Annotated in this window: 12 protein-coding genes; 4 read left to right on the top strand and 8 right to left on the bottom strand. The window is 32.1% G+C overall.

The window, feature by feature from the left end; genetic code table 11:
- Positions 1-157 precede the first annotated feature (157 nt).
- Positions 158-802, top strand: coding sequence for an OmpW/AlkL family protein (locus B2X73_RS05855; protein ID WP_286495079.1), 645 nt, complete (start codon positions 158-160; stop codon positions 800-802).
- A gap of 98 nt (positions 803-900) precedes the next feature.
- On the opposite strand, the gene B2X73_RS05860 is transcribed toward B2X73_RS05855, so the two are convergent.
- The 5 genes from B2X73_RS05860 to B2X73_RS05880 all read right to left on the bottom strand — a co-directional run bounded on the left by B2X73_RS05860 (position 901) and on the right by B2X73_RS05880 (position 7964).
- Complete coding sequence (locus B2X73_RS05860; RefSeq protein ID WP_125349438.1) at positions 901-1830, bottom strand: cation diffusion facilitator family transporter; 930 nt, start codon at positions 1828-1830, stop codon at positions 901-903.
- Positions 1831-1888: 58 nt separating this feature from the next.
- A complete protein-coding gene (gene pruA / locus B2X73_RS05865; protein ID WP_219033765.1) occupies positions 1889-3517 on the bottom strand; it encodes an L-glutamate gamma-semialdehyde dehydrogenase in 1629 nt (542 codons plus the stop codon).
- A 113-nt stretch (positions 3518-3630) separates the two neighbouring features.
- Positions 3631-4350: a DUF1003 domain-containing protein gene (locus tag B2X73_RS05870; RefSeq protein WP_291047729.1), complete on the bottom strand. Its 720-nt coding sequence runs from the start codon at positions 4348-4350 to the stop codon at positions 3631-3633.
- A 66-nt stretch (positions 4351-4416) separates the two neighbouring features.
- The gene (locus B2X73_RS05875; RefSeq protein ID WP_291047727.1) at positions 4417-6978 is read right to left on the bottom strand and encodes a hypothetical protein; all 2562 of its coding nucleotides are present in this window, start codon (positions 6976-6978) and stop codon (positions 4417-4419) included.
- Positions 6975-7964: a hypothetical protein gene (locus B2X73_RS05880; RefSeq protein ID WP_291095991.1), complete on the bottom strand. Its 990-nt coding sequence runs from the start codon at positions 7962-7964 to the stop codon at positions 6975-6977. Before B2X73_RS05880 ends, B2X73_RS05875 begins: the two co-directional genes overlap by 4 nt.
- Before the next feature lie 100 nt (positions 7965-8064).
- Here B2X73_RS05880 and B2X73_RS05885 point away from each other — a divergent pair, with 100 nt between their 5' ends.
- Positions 8065-8424, top strand: coding sequence for a DUF2200 domain-containing protein (locus B2X73_RS05885; RefSeq protein WP_219033767.1), 360 nt, complete (start codon positions 8065-8067; stop codon positions 8422-8424).
- 5 nt (positions 8425-8429) lie between these two features.
- On the opposite strand, the gene B2X73_RS05890 is transcribed toward B2X73_RS05885, so the two are convergent.
- Together B2X73_RS05890 and B2X73_RS05895 are read right to left on the bottom strand one after the other, a co-directional pair.
- Complete coding sequence (locus tag B2X73_RS05890) at positions 8430-9686, bottom strand: type IX secretion system plug protein domain-containing protein (RefSeq protein ID WP_286495085.1); 1257 nt, start codon at positions 9684-9686, stop codon at positions 8430-8432.
- Positions 9687-9770: 84 nt separating this feature from the next.
- The gene (locus tag B2X73_RS05895; protein ID WP_291047720.1) at positions 9771-12185 is read right to left on the bottom strand and encodes an alpha-ketoacid dehydrogenase subunit alpha/beta; all 2415 of its coding nucleotides are present in this window, start codon (positions 12183-12185) and stop codon (positions 9771-9773) included.
- A 180-nt stretch (positions 12186-12365) separates the two neighbouring features.
- Here B2X73_RS05895 and B2X73_RS05900 point away from each other — a divergent pair, with 180 nt between their 5' ends.
- Both B2X73_RS05900 and B2X73_RS05905 read left to right on the top strand, forming a co-directional pair.
- On the top strand, positions 12366-15047 hold the full coding sequence (locus B2X73_RS05900) for a M16 family metallopeptidase (protein ID WP_257468010.1): 2682 nt from the start codon (positions 12366-12368) through the stop codon (positions 15045-15047).
- Positions 15048-15265: 218 nt separating this feature from the next.
- Positions 15266-16282 carry a hypothetical protein gene (locus B2X73_RS05905; protein WP_038331054.1) on the top strand — a complete coding sequence of 339 codons (1017 nt, stop codon included), beginning with the start codon at positions 15266-15268 and terminating at the stop codon, positions 16280-16282.
- 73 nt (positions 16283-16355) lie between these two features.
- Here B2X73_RS05905 and B2X73_RS05910 read toward each other — a convergent pair whose 3' ends face one another.
- A complete protein-coding gene (locus B2X73_RS05910; protein ID WP_221853989.1) occupies positions 16356-17957 on the bottom strand; it encodes a class I SAM-dependent methyltransferase in 1602 nt (533 codons plus the stop codon).
- Positions 17958-17964: the final 7 nt, after the last annotated feature.

Genomic DNA, 17964 nt, shown 5'->3' on the forward strand with positions numbered 1-17964 from the left:
TATTTTTACTCATTAAAAATAATTGACTATCAGCGTGTTTAAGTTAATAATATCCTTAAAAAAAACAAATGTTTAAAGTCATTTTCGGAAATGATATTTGACATTTTAATTCGGATGAATTAATCCGAGTTTTGTTTCGAAAAATAAAATAAACATTATGAAAAAAGGACTATTAATATTAGGAGCAATCTTTGCATCAACAATTTCATTTGGACAAGAGGCTAGTGAATTACATATGCGTGTAAGAGCAACTGGTGTAGTTCCTATGGAAGATGCTAAAATAGAAGCAATAGGTGGAAATGTAGCAGTTACAAACAATCTTATTCCAGAAATTGACTTTACCTATTATATTACAAAAAATATCGCGGCCGAATTAATCTTAGGAACATCTAAACACGAAGTTGTAGCGGTAAATACTGCATTAGGAAATTTAGATTTGGGACGAGTAATGCTGTTACCTCCAACTCTTAATGTACAATATCATTTGTATCCAACCAAAAACCTAAAACCTTATGTTGGTGCTGGAATTAATTATACAATCTTCTATGATCAAGGGCAAGGAAAAGGGAGAAACGCAGCCGTAACTAGTGTAGATTACAAAAACAATGTAGGTTTCGGATTTCAATTAGGATTTGATTACAAAATCAATGATAAATTATACTGGAACGTAGATGTTAAAAAATTATACTTAAACACAGACGTTACAGTTGGTGCAGCTTTAGACAAACAAGTTTATGTACCAGCAGATGTAGATCTTAATCCTTGGTTAATCAGTACTGGTATTGGTTTCAAATTATTCTAAAATCGACCTTTTATATATATTATGATTTTTTATTAACCAACTAAAAGATCAAAAAGAGAAGCAATTGCTTCTCTTTTTTTATTTAATATAATTTATTTTTACTCCTCCACTCTTTTATCTTCGATGTGATTTGTTCGAAAATATTCTCGAACCGAGACAAAAGTAGGCTCTATATGCACTAATACATCTTTTACTTGTGGCATTTTAGCTTGTACAGCATCTTTCAGATCATGACTAATTTTATGTCCTTCCACCACCGAAATCGTTCCATCGACTATTGCATGTAAATCGACATAATAATTCATTCCATTCTTACGCACATTACATTTTTCAGTCGCCATAACACCCGGAACATGCGAAGCGATTTCTCTAATTTGTTCAATTTCATTTTCGTACAATTGCTCATCCATAATTTCTCCCAACGCAGGTCGAAGGATTTTGTACGCATTATATAAAATAAAACTTGATGCAAAAAGTGCTGCAACATCATCTGCTGCCTCCCAACCTGGTCCCATTACCAATGAAATCGAAATTCCGATAAACGCCATTAACGATGTAATTGCGTCCGAACGATGATGCCAAGCATCTGCTTTTAGAGAAGAACTATTGGTTTCAACACTTTTTCGCATTACATACTGAAACGATAATTCTTTGAATAAAATAATTCCTCCAAGAACTAATAAGGTAAATGGTTTGGGCTGATGATGTGGTGTAATAATATTGTTAATACTTTCTTTTGCAATGATAATCGCAGAAACAATAAGGAAAGTAACCACTAAAAATGTGATTAACGCTTCTGCTTTTCCGTGTCCATAAGGATGATTTTCATCTGCAGGTTTTGCAGAATACTTTAGTCCAAAGAAAACAAATATAGAAGAAAAAACATCTGCCGAAGACTCGATTGCATCTGCAATAAGTGCGTAAGAATTCCCAAAATAACCAGCCAAAAACTTAATTCCAGCCAAAGAAGCGTTTCCTACAATACTAAAAATTGAAGCTTTGATTGCTTTTTCCGAATTATCATTCATACCAAAAAAATAAGCCCTACAAATGTAAGGCTTATTCTAATTTTGTATCTCGAAAATATTATTTTTCTAAGAATGGGTATTTGTAATCTTTTGCAGGAACAAATGTTTCTTTGATTGTTTGAACAGAAGTCCAACGTAACAAGTTCATTGCAGAACCTGCTTTATCATTTGTACCAGAAGCACGCGCTCCACCAAATGGTTGTTGACCTACAACTGCACCTGTTGGTTTATCATTGATGTAGAAATTTCCACAAGCATTTTTCAATGCTTTAGCAGCTAATTCTACAGCAGCACGATCTTTCGCGAAAATTGATCCTGTTAATGCGTAAGCAGAAGTTTCGTCAACTAATTTTAAAGTTGCTTCAAATTCATTTTCATCATAAACATAAACTGATAATACAGGCCCGAAGATTTCTTCTACCATTGATTCATATTTAGGGTTCGTTGCTTTGATAACTGTTGGTTGAACAAAATACCCAACTGAATCATCATAAGTACCACCTATTACAACTTCAGCTTCAGAAGATGCTTGAGCACGATCGATATATGCTTTAGATTTTTCGAAAGAGTTTTTATCGATAACCGCTGTCATGAAATTAGAGAAATCCTCTGGAGATCCTAATCTAACAGTTGCTAACATTTCTTTCATTTGTTTCTCAACTTCGTTCCATAAGTTAGATGGAATATAAGCACGAGAAGCAGCAGAACATTTTTGTCCTTGGTATTCAAATGCTCCACGAACTAAACCTACAGCAACTTCTGTTGGACAAGCTGATTTGTGAACCATTACGAAATCTTTTCCTCCTGTTTCTCCTACGATACGTGGATAAGTTCTGTAATTGTTGATGTTATCTCCAATTTGTTTCCATAAAGTATTGAAAACTTTTGTAGAACCTGTGAAGTGTAAACCTGCGAAATCTTTGTGTTCTAAAACTGTTTTTGCAGTTTCTGCTCCATCAGTTAAGATCATGTTGATTACACCATCTGGTAAACCAGCTTTTTTGAACACTTCCATTGTTACTTTAGCAGCTAAAGTTTGTTTATCAGAAGGTTTCCAAACTACAACGTTCCCCATCAAAGCCATACAAGATGGTAAGTTACCAGCGATTGCAGTAAAATTGAATGGAGTAATTGCGAAAGTAAATCCTTCTAATGGACGATAATCTACACGATTCCAAATTCCAGGAGAAGAAATTGGTTGATCTGCATAAATTTCTGTCATGTATTGTACATTGAAACGTAAAAAGTCAATCAACTCACAAGCTGAATCAATTTCTGCTTGCATTGCATTTTTAGATTGACCAATCATTGTTGCAGCATTTATTTTTGCACGGTAAGGACCAGCAATCAAATCTGCAGCTTTCAAGAAAATTGCCGCTCTATCTTCCCAAGGCATTGCAACCCAAGCTTCTTTTGCAGCTAAAGCTGTATCAATCGCTTTTCTTACATCATCTTGTGTTCCTTCGTGGAAATAACCAACAACTTTTTGGTGGTCATGTGGAGGACGAATTTCTTTTTTATTTCCTGAAAAAATTTCTTCAGAACCAATGTATTGAGGAACTTCAGTTACCTCGTTAAACATTTTTTTGTAAGCGTCTAATAATTGCGCACGCTCTGGTGTTCCAGGAGCATATGATTTTACCTCTTCGTTAACAGCGTGAGGAATTTGAGCAAATGATTTTGACATTTTGATTATTTTGTTTGTTTATACTTTTCAAAGTTCAAATTTAAGAAAAATAAATGGAAATGTTTCAGTTCAGATAATTAAGTCTTTTACCACTTTAAACATAAAATCATCCATTATTCTTCCTTTTTATTTTCTTTTTTATCTTTTGTATGAAGAATTTGATTTTCGATATTCTCTAAATATTGGATTTGCATTTCCTGTATTTCTAATAATTTCTTATTCTGATGAACCAATAAATGATCTATTTTTTCGCTTAATAATTTTATTTCCAATTCAGCTTTCAAGTTAATTTTATAATCATGTTCGGCTCTATCACGGTCTTTATCTTCTTGACGATTTTGACTCATCATAATAATTGGAGCTTGTATTGCTGCTAAACAAGACAAAATCAAATTGAGTAAAATAAATGGATAGGGATCAAAACCTTTGTTGTGCAACATCCAAAAATTAAGAAACATCCAAACCAATAAGAAAATAAAAAACGAAATAATAAATGTCCAACTTCCTCCAAAAGACGCTACTTTATCTGCGATTCTATCGCCTGTTGTCAATGGCTTTGATGTATTTTCTTTTATATTTTCGGAAAGAATAGAATTATCACGAATTGCTTCTACTACATCTTGATCCAATTTTTCCATTTCACCTTTTTCTTGCGAAATCAAATTTGCAAAAAATTGACGACGATATTTGTTCAATATTTTTATCGAAACATAATCTTCTTCGGTAATTGCTGGATAATCTTGCTCAATCAATTTAAAAATCTCTTGCTGAATTTCTTTTCCTTTTACAGCTTCGTAGCGATTAATTGGTTCTTGAGTTACAAAACATTTCATAATAATCTATTTTAGTCAAAAATCACATCACAAAAAACGCTCCTAAAATTAGAAGCGTTTTAATTATTAAAAGTTATTTGTGTAATAATCGAAATATTTACAATTTGATTTTATTTCTTGATATGTTTTCGTGTCCGAATATTGTTTCAAATTTTTAAAATTAGAACGATAATTTGCCACTTTAAACGCTAAAATTTTATCTTCGTTGTCATATTGATTTTCGTACAAACGTTTCAACACAGGATCTTTTGCATTATAAAATCTTCCTTGTTCATTCTTAGACAATGCAAATAAAATTTGCGCTTTCATTTCTTTGTCTTTTGTCGAATCAAAAGCTTTTTTCAAATAATTTTCTGACGGCGTAAAATTATCTACGTAGTTTCCACCCCAACCGAAACTTTTGTAAAAGAAGTTGCTTGTCGCTTCATATTGATCACCATAATTATTAAATTTTGGTCCATTATCATTGTTTCGATCAAATGTCAACAAATAACGATAATAGCCTAAAGTCGTCGTATTGTAAAAGAAATTCCCCAACAAATAATTCGCTTTTGCAGCTTCTTCGGTATTCTTCTTTGCTATTTTATTCAATTCAATCATCGCATTTGTCAATTCTAATTTTGACATTTTTGGTTTGATAAATTTAAATTCATTCAAATAAGGAGTTGCGATCACTTGATTTTCGTCACAATTAAAACATTCAATCTTATTATATCCAAAGATTTTATTCGGAATATTATGATAACCATCAAACTGATTTTCTACCCAAGTTTTGCTTTCTTTTTCTGTTGTATAATCGTAATCATAAACAAAATAAGCACTTTCTGACGTGTGATATTTTTGATCAATCTTCTCAAATTCTTTTTTCGCCAAATCAAATTTCATTTCGCCTAAATACAATGTTCCTTTGAAATCGGCTAAATAATCTGATAATTTAAACTGAATTTCTTTTGATTTTTTTGTTCTCCAATCCCATGAACTCGATTTTACTTTTGCATTAATCAAATATTTTTCGAAAGCTGTTTTATTCGATTTTTTATCCAATTTATCTAAATCATTGATAATCGCCCAATCTGGATTTGAACCTAATTGTGTAATTTCATTATGAATCAAAAATGCTTTTCCTTTGTCACCTTGCAAAAAATATCGATTTGCTAAAACATCTAAAATCACATTTTTCAAGTTCATTTTTTGATCATCTTCATCCGAATAACCATAGACATCTTCTGGTAATTTTGGATATTCATAATTCAAAATCGACGCATATTTTTGCATCAATTGATTCTCAAAACTATCTGTAATTTTCTTTTGTTCGAAAATTTCTAATAAAATTTCAATCACTTTTTTCTGTTGTTGAAATTCTTTCGAAGTTGAATTTACTTTGGTTAAATACGTTTTTGTTTCCGCAAAATTTTTGTTCAATAAATTCAAATATGCCACCGATAATTTCCAATATTCTTTGTCGTCAGCTTTTATCGCTTGTGATTTTGCCAGAGCAATCAATTCATTAATCTGAACTTCATCTTTTGAATCTTCGGGGTTACTGTAATAATTGCCATTTGTTTTTACAGGTAAATATAAATCTGTATATTTTTTTCGTTCTTGAGAAGAATTCCAATAATAATCTTCAGGATTTTGTTGCAAATATTCGCGTTCAATTAAATTAATAGAACGTGCAAATAAAATTCTCGCTTGTGGCGCATTTACATCATTCGCAATAATTTTTTTCGCAGGAGCTAACGGATTCGAAAAATCATTATAACCAATCAATAAATACAAATCATTTTTTTCTTGAATCGTTTTGGCATTGGCTAACATTTTCTCATAATTCAAATCTTCTGTCACGCGCATCGATTGATAAGCACTCATTTTTCGATCATTCGAATGAGAAAAAACTTCGAAAAAGTCATAATTCGCCTGAATATAATTTCCAAGTGCACGCTCCGCTCCACCTTTTTGATCTAACGCATAATAATACATCGAATTTTTGAGTCCTTGCGACGCCACATACATATTAAAATAATTGATAGCGTCTTTATATTCGTGGAAATAATGCGCAAAACGCACCAATTGATAACCGTAACGAACTTTTAATTCTTTGTCCGTTTCTGCATTCCAACTTTTCTTTAGAACCTCAAGAACTTTTCTATAGTTTAGATTATTGACATTTTTTTCTGGACGATCTACATACGACCATTCACCATTATCGATATAATAAAAAGCCATATAAGGCTCTAAATACTTGGCATACGACAAGTAAAGTAAACTTTGCTTATTCTTTTTTACCCAATCTGTTGTCGCAAAATTATAGTTCGTATTGGACGATTTTCCATTCTTTACCATCAAATCAATTTCTTGTTTCGATACTTTAAAAACCAACTCAAACGCTTGCTGATAGCTAATTCCTAACGTTTTTTGCCAATCCAAAATATTCTCATTCTTTTGATTTGCATCCATCGTATAATATGGATTATCCAACGTCATCAAAAATGGCTGATATTGAGGCGCTTCGCTTAAAGTTTGCGAAAAAAGATTGTAGTAATAATAATCTTCTCCACCTCCATCAGCACACGCAAATACTTTGGTTAAACCAAAAGTTAAGCATAAAGTAAGTACTATTTTTTTCATAATTGTGTTGGTATTGTTTTCAAAAATTTTGAGTCTAAATGAAAATAAATCAAGCGATAATTGTAAGATAATTTTGTATCGATAAATGATTTTGTTTCAATTAATAATTCAGGAGAAATCATTTCAACTTTTATTGTAAAACCTTTGCTCACATAAAAATTTCGTACAAAAAAATCATCTTCCACTTCATAAAATCCATTTCTGATTTTCTTTACAGGTTTTCCTATCAAATCTTGCTCCGAAAAAGAATTGATTAATTTTATTTTTCCTTGATGATTTGTCAAAATTGCCCACGAATAAATTGGCAAAGCAACATCTAATTTGATTGGATAATCGTTCAAGTTTTTTAAATAATCTTTTGCTATTTTCAAATCTAAAATCGAATTATTTTCAGATTGATCAGTTGGATTTTCGGTTGCATAACACATCAAAACCATTATATCCAAAGGCGGAACTCCTTCTTTGTCTTTAAATTTGACTTGATGCAAACGCAAAGTTGCCGAAAGTTTTTTGCCCGAAATATGTTTCAATTCCGACAAAAACATAAAATAATTTTCGCGCGTAGATTTCGTCCAATCACAATCTATCTGAATTTCATTGAAACTTTTTAGATTTCCTCTTTCAGCCGTTTCACTCAAAAAATTATACACATCTTTTGCTAAAATTTTGATTTGATCTTTTGATGTATTCAGAAAAGTTTGATTGGTAATAAAAACCGTCGGAATATAATTGACATTGAGTTTCGTTGCATCAAAATTCTGAATAATTCCAACTGGAGAAATTTTATTCAACTTTTTATCCACATCAAAAAAACGAACATAAATATTTTCCACTTTTAGTGAATCAACCGCTTTTTTCTCTGTTTCATTCACCGAATAATTACTTCGCCAATAATAAAAATCAATTGGTGATTTTTTGGTTTCAGAAGTACATCCAACCAAACTAATTATCGTAAACAGTATTAAAAATCTAAATAAAAATTTCATACTCAAATTTAACTCAAAATCTATAAATCACAATCGATGAAAATAGTGAGATTTTATCAAATTAATTGTCGAAATTTATCCTCTATAATATTCTTAAAAAATGAATGATAAAAATTTTCAGCGTGTAATCGAAATGTCTTTTGCAAGTGTTTATCCGCATTACATCACAAAAGCAGAAAAGAAAAACCGAACAAAAACGGAAGTTGATCAAATTATTTTTTGGTTAACAGGTTATACTGAAAAAGATTTGGAAGAAATTTTAACGAAGAAAACTAACTTTCATGATTTTTTTGAAAATGCACCAAAGTTTAATCCAAATGCAACTAAAATAAAAGGTGTGATTTGCGGTTATCGTGTGGAAGAAATTGAAAATCCATTGATGCAAAAAATTCGATATTTAGACAAATTAATCGATGAATTAGCCAAAGGAAAAATAATGGAAAAAATTTTGAGAAGTTAAGCTACTTATCTCCTCGAATTTCCAGTTCCATATCCCATCAACACATCGTATCGTTGTCCCCAAGGGCGATAGTAAAACAATGCTTGATATTGATTTTCGGTTTGCCAAAAACTTCCGCTCACATAACTTGGATCGATTTTGCCTGTTTTGGTATTTTTTACGACATATTGATAATTGTAATAACCTTGTTTCAAGAATAATTCGGTTACCCAAAATCCTGCATCGTCTTTTTCTAATTTCGAATTTTCATCAATTTCCCAATTATTAAAAGCACCTACAACATACGGAACGTATAATCCATTTTGATCTTCGAAAGCATCTAAGGCAAAATAAACCCATGAATAATCTGCTTCAGAATTTGCTGCATATTCGTTTCCATAACGGTTATTTCGGATATAAAAATTACCATTAATGTCTGGATAATCATCATAAGGTAAATTATATTTCGGAATATCTGCACGCAAAACAGTGTGATAAACACTATCTTTTCTGAATGTTTTTTCTGTTGTTAAACTCGGAACTTCTAAATTTTTGTTATCAAACCAATTGTATTCTGCACCACCGTCAAACAAAATATTAGTATCATTATATGTTAATTGATTTGGACGAGAAAAAGATGGTCGATTGACAAAATAACCTTCGTTCCAATTGTTATTTTTCATCAAAAATAATCTTGCACCATCAGGAACTTCAGTTAAATTTTGTGTTCCACTCGAAACTTGAACTTGCAAACGCTGATTCAATTCTTTTACGGTTGGATTATTGTAACGAGAAACCATCACTCCAACATCCGCAATTGGTTGATAAACGGCAAAACGTTTCGTGAAAATTGGGTTTGAATCATTTTCTAAATACACTTTTAACACATAATTTCCAGGTAATTTTACATTCATTTGATCATTCGGAAATTGAATTTGATAATTGGTATATTTTTGATACGTATTGAATGAATTCTTATATGTTCGCGCATAATCAGCATTAACACCATTTAAAAATTCGGTTTGAAAAATATTCGATTCTGACCAATCTGCATTTCTGTGTTCAATAGAATATTGATAACGCTTATAACCTGCACTGATATCATCAAAAAGAAAAATTAATCTTTCGCTAGAACCTAACTTGATAACGGGTGTATTATCGTTTGTTTGCGGATTAAAAACTTGAACCGTCTTGATATTCTTTGGAGGAATTACATCTTGAAATTGCCCAAAAAGAATTGAAGTCAATAGACAAAGTATAATCGAATAGAATTTCATTTTCATTATAATTTTGATTGTTAAAAATACAAAAAAAGCGCATGCCTTTTTGAAAAAGACATACGCTTATATAACTCTAAAATTTATTTTTTAGTACAAAGCAGGAAACTCGTTTGGTTTCGCTTCGCGCATTAGTTCATAGACTTGTTCTGTAATATCATCAACAGAAGGTTTTGAAAAATAATCTCCATCAGTCGCATACGCAGGACGGTGAGCTTTCGCTGTAATCGTCAATGGTGCGCTATCTAATGTAAAATATCCACCTTGTTTCTCGATAATTTCTTGTAACAAGAATGCACTTGCTCCACCTGGAACATCTTCGTCAACAATAACTAAACGATTCGTTTTGTTCAAACTTTTTGCAACATCTGCATTGATATCGAAAGGCAATAAAGATTGTGCATCAATTACTTCAACAGAAATACCTAGTTGCTCCAATTCTTTCGCAGCATCCATCACAATTCTCCAAGTAGAACCGTATGTTAATAACGTTACATCTTTTCCTTCTTTTGTAATTTCTACTTCACCTATTGGCGTTGTAAATTCTCCAATATTAGTTGGTGCAGGTTCTTTCAAACGATAACCATTCAAACTTTCTACAACAATTGCAGGCTCATCTGCTTGCATCAATGTATTGTAAAAACCTGCGGCTTTTGTTAAATCACGTGGAACTAAAACATTCACGCCACGAACCAAATTCAAAATTCCTCCCATTGGCGAACCTGAATGCCAAACACCTTCTAAACGGTGACCACGCGTTCTGATAATCACAGGCGCTTTTTGACCTCCATTCGAACGATAAAGCACAGTTGCCAAATCATCAGAAATTCCTTGTAAACAATAAAGGATATAATCTAAATATTGAATTTCTGCAATTGGACGTAAACCACGCATCGCTAATCCAATTCCTTGACCAAGAATTGTTGCTTCGCGAATACCTGTATCCGAAATACGATCGATACCATATTTTGCTTGAAGACCTTCTAAACCTTGGTTTACATCACCAATATTTCCAGCATCTTCACCAAAAACTAATGCCTTTGGATATTTTTCGAAAATTTTATCAAAGTTATCACGAACAATTACACGACCATCTTCTAACGCTGGATTTTCTCCAAACTCAGGTTTTACTTGTGGTACTTGAGTTGCCGTTCCTGAAACTAATTTAGTCGAATAGATTTCTTCTTCGCGCTTCATTTTGGCATCTAACCAAGAAATTAATTCAGCTTTTGTAACTAAATTTTCTGAACGTATTAAACGAATTACTTTACGAACAGCTCCATAAACATCACGTTTGAAAGGACTTTTCTTTGATTTTAGATTACTAATTTCAATGTTGATAAAAGCACCGTTTGCACTTTCTAAAGCAATTTTCGTTAATAATTCTAACGCTTCATTTTTCAAATCCAAAATTGGATTCAAATAATCGTCCCAACATTGTTTTTGAGAAGCTTTTACTTCAGCTTTTACTTCAGCTTCTAATTGATCCAACTCTTCCGCAGAAATAATTGCTTCTGAATGATCTGCAAATGCTAAAATATATTCACGGAATTTTGAGATTCCATCAAAATCTTTTTCCCATGTCAAACGCTCCTCTGATTTATAACGCTCGTGCGAACCAGAAGTCGAGTGACCTTGTGGTTGCGTACATTCTTGCACGTGTACAATACACGGAATGTGATGCTCACGCGCAAATCTTTCTGCACGTGTATACGCTTCAATCAAAGCAGGATAATCCCACGCTTTTACAGTAATAATTTCGTAACCTCTTTCCTCTTCCGTTCTTCCGAAACCTGATAATAATTCAGAAAGATTCGATTTTGTGCGTTGAAATTTAGCTGGTACAGAAATTCCGTAACCATCGTCCCAAATAGAAACAACCATTGGCACTTGCAAAACTCCACCTGCATTTATCGTTTCCCAAAAATGACCTTCAGAAGTACTTGCGTCACCAATTGTTCCGAAAGCAATTTCATTTCCGTTTACAGAAAATTGTTGATCTTCGTCTGATTGAGGAACATTTCTAAAATATTTTGAAGCTTGTGCTAAGCCTAACAAACGTGGCATTTGACCAGCTGTTGGCGAAATATCAGCACTCGAATTTTTTTGTTCTGTTAATTTTTTCCAAGAACCATCTTCATTTAAAGAACGTGTTCCGAAATGAGATGTCATTTGACGACCTCCTGATGAAGGTTCTTTCTCTAAATCTGTTAAAGCGTATAATTGTGCAAAAAATTGTTCAACAGTTAATTGACCAATTGCGAACATAAATGTTTGATCGCGATAGTATCCAGAACGGAAATCTCCATTTTTGAATACTTTTGCCATTGCAATTTGTGGTAATTCTTTTCCATCACCAAAAATCCCAAATTTTGCTTTCCCAGTAAGTACTTCTCTTCTTCCTAAAAGACTTGCTTCACGAGACATAAAAGCCGTCTTGTAATCATTAATGATTTGACTTTTAAACTCTTCGAAAGTAATTTTATTTACCTCTTTTGTTTCCATTTCTTTTGTTTGTTGCATCACAAATTTAACAAAAGATTTGTAACTTACACCATACAATTTGCGTCTAACGAATAGATTATAGAATTGTATCATCCAATTAATAACTATAAAAATAAATACATGAAAAAAACTTTACTGAGTATATGTCTGGTTTTTGCCTTTGCAAATTCACCATACTTAATGGCTCAAACGAAATCTGGAAACGCAACTTTTGTGACGCAAGTAGAAGGAATTAAGGAATACAAACTACCAAATGGATTACAAGTTTTATTAGTCTCTGATCAATCGCAAAGTAATGTTGTAGTAAATATTGTTTACAATGTTGGTTCTAAACACGAAGGTTACGGTGAAAAAGGAATGGCGCATTTGTTAGAACATATGTTGTTTAAATCAACAAAAAACTTAGGTGATATCAAGAAAATGTTATCTGACAAAGGTGGACGTGCAAATGGAACGACATATTATGATCGTACAAATTATTACGAAGTTTTCCCATCAAGCGACGAAAATTTACGTTGGAGTTTGGAAATGGAAGCTGATCGTATGATTAATGCAACCATTAAACAAGAAGATTTGGACAAAGAATTTTCGGTTGTACGTAATGAATTTGAAATTGGTGAAAATGATCCGTCAAGTGTTTTAATGGAACGCGTTATTTCTGCTGGCTATTTATGGCACAATTACGGAAAATCTACAATTGGATCTAAAGAAGATATTGAGCGTGTAAAAACACCACAGTTGCGCAAATTCTACGAAAAATATTATCAACCAGATAATGCAACCTTAATTATTGCTGGAAAATTTGACGAGAAAAAAACGATGGAATATGTGAATCAGTATTTTGCTTCGATTCCAAAACCAACTCGTGTTTTAGACGAAATTTTAACAGTTGAGCCAGCGCAAGATGGTGAAAAATTTGTTGAAGTAAAACGTGCAGGAGATTCCCAATCTGTTGGTGTAATGTATCACGTTGCAGCATATAGCGATAAAGATTATGCAGCAATTGATGTTTTAAATAATATTTTAACTTCAGATCCTTCGGGATATTTGTACAAATCTTTAGTTGACACACACAAAATTGCTTCAATTTGGGCGTATAGTCCAGAAGTTCGTGATGCAAGTTTCTTCTATATCGGAACTGAAATTCCAAAAGAGAAAAACATCGAACAAACGAAAAATGATATTCGTGCAGAATTAGACAAAGTTGCTACAATTAATTATACTGATCAAGATGTACAACGTGCGAAAGCAAGTATTGTGAAAAACATCGAAAATCAAAAAAATAATACGATTAATTATGCCATTGGTTTAACAGAAATTGTTGGTGCGGGTGATTATCGTTTAGGTTTCTTATACCGCGATAATATCGAAAAAGTAACCAAAGAAGATGTAAAACGTGTAGCTGAAAAATATTTTAAAGCGAATAATAGAACAGTTGGAACTTTTATTCCGACAAAAGATGAAATTCGTGTAAAACCAGCTGAATTAACGAATAAACAGATTACAGAATTAGTTTCGAATTACAAAGGTCGTGCAGTTGAGAAAGAAGCAAAACCATTTGAAGCTTCAATCAAAAACTTAAAAGCTCATTATGCAGAAGGAAAATTGAACAATGGTCTAAAATATGGAATCATCGACAAAGAAATTAAAGGTGAAAAAGTAATTCTTTCATTTAATTTACCTGTTTCGAATGAAAAAGATTTGGCAAACAAAGGAATGATCGGTCAATTAACGGCTGAATTGTTAATGTCTGGAACGAAGAATTTAACAAAAGAACAAATCAAAGATCAATTAGATGCTTTAAAATCTTCGGTTGGATTTAGATTTGGAGGACAAAATTTATCTGTAACAATTAATACGTACAAAAATTCATTAGACAAAACAATGGATATCGTGCGTCAAATCATTACAGAACCAACTTTTCCTGAAGCTGAATTAGCAAAATCTGTAAATGAATACACAACATATTTAGATGCAAATACAAACGATCCGCAAGCATTAGCCTTCAACGAAATTAGTCGTTTAACATCTAATTATCCTAAATCTTCTATTTTTTATACAGCTTCTTTTGCTGAAACAAAAGATGATTTAAAGAAAATCAAACAAGCTGATTTAGTTGATTTTTATAAAAATATTTTAGGTGCACAAAATGGTGTTGTTTCTATTATTGGAACAAATGACAAAGCGAAAGTTGAAAAATTATTAAACGATACTTTTGGTAAATGGAATAGCAAATCGAAGTACGAAAAAGCGTATCCAACTTTTACAGCAACGAAAAAAGAGGATAAACTTTATAACATTCCAGACAAAGAAAATGCTGCTGCAGTTGGATCAATTAACTTCAAAATGAATCGTGAAAGTGCTGATTACGCCGCAATGGTTATGGCAAATGAAATGATTGGAAGTGGAGGATTTTTATCTGCTCGTATTCCAATGCGATTAAGAGAAAAAGAAGGAATCAGCTATGGTGCAGGTTCATATGTTTCGATTCCAAACGATCCTAAAAACGATGTAGCTTCTTGGGGATATTATGCATTTTTAAACCCTACAAAACGTGAAGCAGTTGAAAAAGCATTGAAAGAAGAAGTTGCAAAAGCATTGAAAGATGGTTTCACAGCGGACGAATTGAAAACAAATATTGTAAGTTGGAAAAACGGTCGTACAACTTCTTTGGGAACTGACGGAACTTTGTTAGGCTTATCGAATGGTTATTTATTGAATGGAATTACGTTTGATGAATTTGATAATTTAGAGAAAAAAGTAGATGCTCTTAATGTAAACCAAGTAAACGAGGTTTTCAAAAAGTACATTTCTTTAGATAAATTAACTTCTGTTTACACAGGAACTTTTGATAAAAAGTAAATACAATTCATATTAATTAAAAAAAAGCTTCAGAATAATCTGAAGCTTTTTTTATGATTTATTTAGAATAAGAATCTGCATAATTATTCATTTTCGGTCTAAAATGTGAAAAAATTTGTTAAAAAATCCTCATTTTAACATCATACTAAGTTTTTGGCATCATAATTTCTTAACACTAAAAACAATAAAAAAACAATTAACCTTAAATAATAGTTCATATGCAAGGATTAGAAGAAAACAATCAACCAACAAACAAAGGAAAAAATGGTTTAGTAGTTCCTTTGGCATTAGTCGGAATCTTATTAGCAGGAAGTGTAGGATATAATATTTATCAAGCAAATCAGATCGGAAATCTTGAAAAAAATGAATCTTTAAATTCTCAAATCCTTAAAAACGAAACAGGTCAAAAGGATCAAATTCGTAAACAATATGATTCGATTTTAAACGACTATACACAATATAAAGCACGCATCGAAGATCGTAACAATTTATTGAGCGATAAAGAAAATATGATTCAGTTAAAGAATCAAGATATTCAAGAAATTTTAGATAAAGACAATCCAACTGCAGAGGAAATGAATCGTGCTCGTAAAATGATTAACGATTTAGAAGGAAGTGTAAAAAATTACAAATCTGAAGTTGCTCGTTTACAAAAAGAAAATGCAATTCTTGTACGTAGCGTTGACGAATTAAATAATAAAAATTCTGCTTTAACAACAGACAACAACAATTTAAGAGAAAACAATAAAGAGTTAACATATAACTACGAAACAGAAAAAAGTGTTCGTCAAAAAGACAATGCAATTTCGAAAGGAAAGATCAATGAATTAAGTTCAACTTTATCTGTTTCTAATCAACAAATCAAAGGAATTCGTGTAAGAAATAGCGGAAAAGAAGTTGAAAAAACACGTGCAAAACGTATTGATAAAATTCGTGTTTCTTTTGATGTAGATCGTAATTCGAGAACAGAATCTGGAGACAAAAAATTATATGTTGCTATCTATAATCCTGACGGAACATTAGGAAGATATGGAAATGCGCAAGGCGGACAAATTGAATTGAGATCTGGAGATACAGTTAATTTCTCTGATGCAATCAACTTTAATTACACAAACGGACAAACAAAAAATATTACGTTTGATTGGGAAAACGAGGAATTCCAAAAAGGAGTTTACACGTTCAATGTTTACGAAAATGGATTTAAGATTAGTCAAGCAAAAATAACCCTAAACTAATTATTGACACAAGACTAACCAAGAAAGCTCAGCAATTGCTGAGCTTTTTTTGATTTAATATATCTTTTAAATATTATCGTTTCAAAAGATTGATACTAACAGTTGCCAATTCACTGTTTGGATATTTTTTGAACAATGTTTTATCTGGAACTAAACCAGTTTCTTGACAAATTCGATGAAAAACATCGACTTCTACAATATATTGATCCGAAAATCCATGCGTTGCATCATACGCTGTTGCAGGTGTATTTCCTAAATTCTCCGCCGTTAAATCTGGAGCAATCGTATGTAATTCGATCAATAACAAACCAAATTTATCTACATAAGGCGCCCATTTTTTGAGATGATTCAATAAATTTTGTTCCACATCATTATTTGACAATCGTTTTCCTCTAAACGCAAAAGCTCCTGTAGAAGCACTAATTCGATTTGTTTTGATATCTTCTACATCTTCCCAAATTCGATTATGATCTAAAAATGTTCTAATGTTTAATAAATCACTCAACTCTATTGAATAATCATTTTTCAAATCTGTTGCCAAACGATCTGGATCACCAATATCACCCCAAATCACTTTTGCCCAAATATCATTTTTAATTAAATTGGCACGCGTTACTTTCAGCGCTGCTTGATTATAATCTGCACCAACCAAAAAAAGTGGATATTCGTCGAGATGTTTTCCCCGTAAGGTTTGACGTTCTATCACATCATACAAATGTTGTAAAAGCGCTCCATTCCCGCATCCCATATCCAAAATTCCTTTCGGTTGCTCTTCTATTGGACGATTAAAAATATCTACAATAAACTCATCAATCACTTTGAAATAAGTGGAATGCGCTCCTCCACTACCCCAAACATTCATTTCGCGATTCACGTGTTGTTCATCTTCGCCTTCGGTAATTTCACGCAATTTTGTTGGCGAACCAAAAAGCAAATCATTCAACTTCGCGAACATTGGTAAATAAGAAACTGTAACACCATAAGATGTTGCACGGCGCGCAAAAAATAATCCTATTTCTGTGAATTTATAGTTTTTTTCGTGTTTTGTAAACCAACCTAATTCGGTTAATCGTTCCAATATTTTCTCGAAAGTTTGTGGGTTTTTGTGAAATTCATCTGGATTGAAAGAAGCTTCCATAAAGTATTTATGAAACAAACCACTCATTCCCATTCGCACAATAATTGGTCCAACTAAAACGCCTTCGATATGTTTGGTAATTTGATAATGCAAAGGTTTTTCAAGAAACTCTTCGTCGTCAGCAGTCATCAAATAAGTTTTATATTTATCAAATAATTTAATCCATTTTTTACAAAATTCATCCGAAAAATCATGTTGATTAATTACTTCATTTTCTGCCAAAAAAACAGCTAAATCATGGTAAATATCAACATTAGTAAATGCGCGATCTGAATATTTATTGGTTTGAATCTCGACGCTATTTTCTGCATTATTCACTGAATATTCTAACATATTCTGCGAAGCCAACACACGCAAAGCAACATTTAGATAACCTTCGTTTGCCTGAAATTCGTTTGTCAATTCTTCTAACTGTATAGTTTTACGCTCGACGATATAATGCAAAGCTCCTTTTTTAGCCAAAGCACTTAATACCGGAGCCGTTACCAAACCATCGAGATGTCTAAAAATTAACGATCTCAAATATTTTTTATCCATTTTGGGC

The sequence above is a fragment of the Empedobacter sp. UBA7252 genome (assembly GCF_002472765.1).
Lineage (GTDB): Bacteria > Bacteroidota > Bacteroidia > Flavobacteriales > Weeksellaceae > Empedobacter > Empedobacter falsenii_B.

Excerpts from the sequence above, each read along its gene's own strand:
- B2X73_RS05875 (WP_291047727.1), bottom strand. The coding sequence starts at position 6,978 with ATGAAAAAAATAGTACTTACTTTATGCTTAACTTTTGGTTTAACCAAA.
- B2X73_RS05855 (WP_286495079.1), top strand. The coding sequence starts at position 158 with ATGAAAAAAGGACTATTAATATTAGGAGCAATCTTTGCATCAACAATT.
- B2X73_RS05890 (WP_286495085.1), bottom strand. The coding sequence starts at position 9,686 with ATGAAAATGAAATTCTATTCGATTATACTTTGTCTATTGACTTCAATT.
- B2X73_RS05905 (WP_038331054.1), top strand. The coding sequence starts at position 15,266 with ATGCAAGGATTAGAAGAAAACAATCAACCAACAAACAAAGGAAAAAAT.
- B2X73_RS05885 (WP_219033767.1), top strand. The coding sequence starts at position 8,065 with ATGAATGATAAAAATTTTCAGCGTGTAATCGAAATGTCTTTTGCAAGT.
- B2X73_RS05910 (WP_221853989.1), bottom strand. The coding sequence starts at position 17,957 with ATGGATAAAAAATATTTGAGATCGTTAATTTTTAGACATCTCGATGGT.
- B2X73_RS05900 (WP_257468010.1), top strand. The coding sequence starts at position 12,366 with ATGGCTCAAACGAAATCTGGAAACGCAACTTTTGTGACGCAAGTAGAA.
- B2X73_RS05895 (WP_291047720.1), bottom strand. The coding sequence starts at position 12,185 with ATGGAAACAAAAGAGGTAAATAAAATTACTTTCGAAGAGTTTAAAAGT.
- B2X73_RS05880 (WP_291095991.1), bottom strand. The coding sequence starts at position 7,964 with ATGAAATTTTTATTTAGATTTTTAATACTGTTTACGATAATTAGTTTG.
- B2X73_RS05860 (WP_125349438.1), bottom strand. The coding sequence starts at position 1,830 with ATGAATGATAATTCGGAAAAAGCAATCAAAGCTTCAATTTTTAGTATT.
- B2X73_RS05870 (WP_291047729.1), bottom strand. The coding sequence starts at position 4,350 with ATGAAATGTTTTGTAACTCAAGAACCAATTAATCGCTACGAAGCTGTA.
- pruA (WP_219033765.1), bottom strand. The coding sequence starts at position 3,517 with ATGTCAAAATCATTTGCTCAAATTCCTCACGCTGTTAACGAAGAGGTA.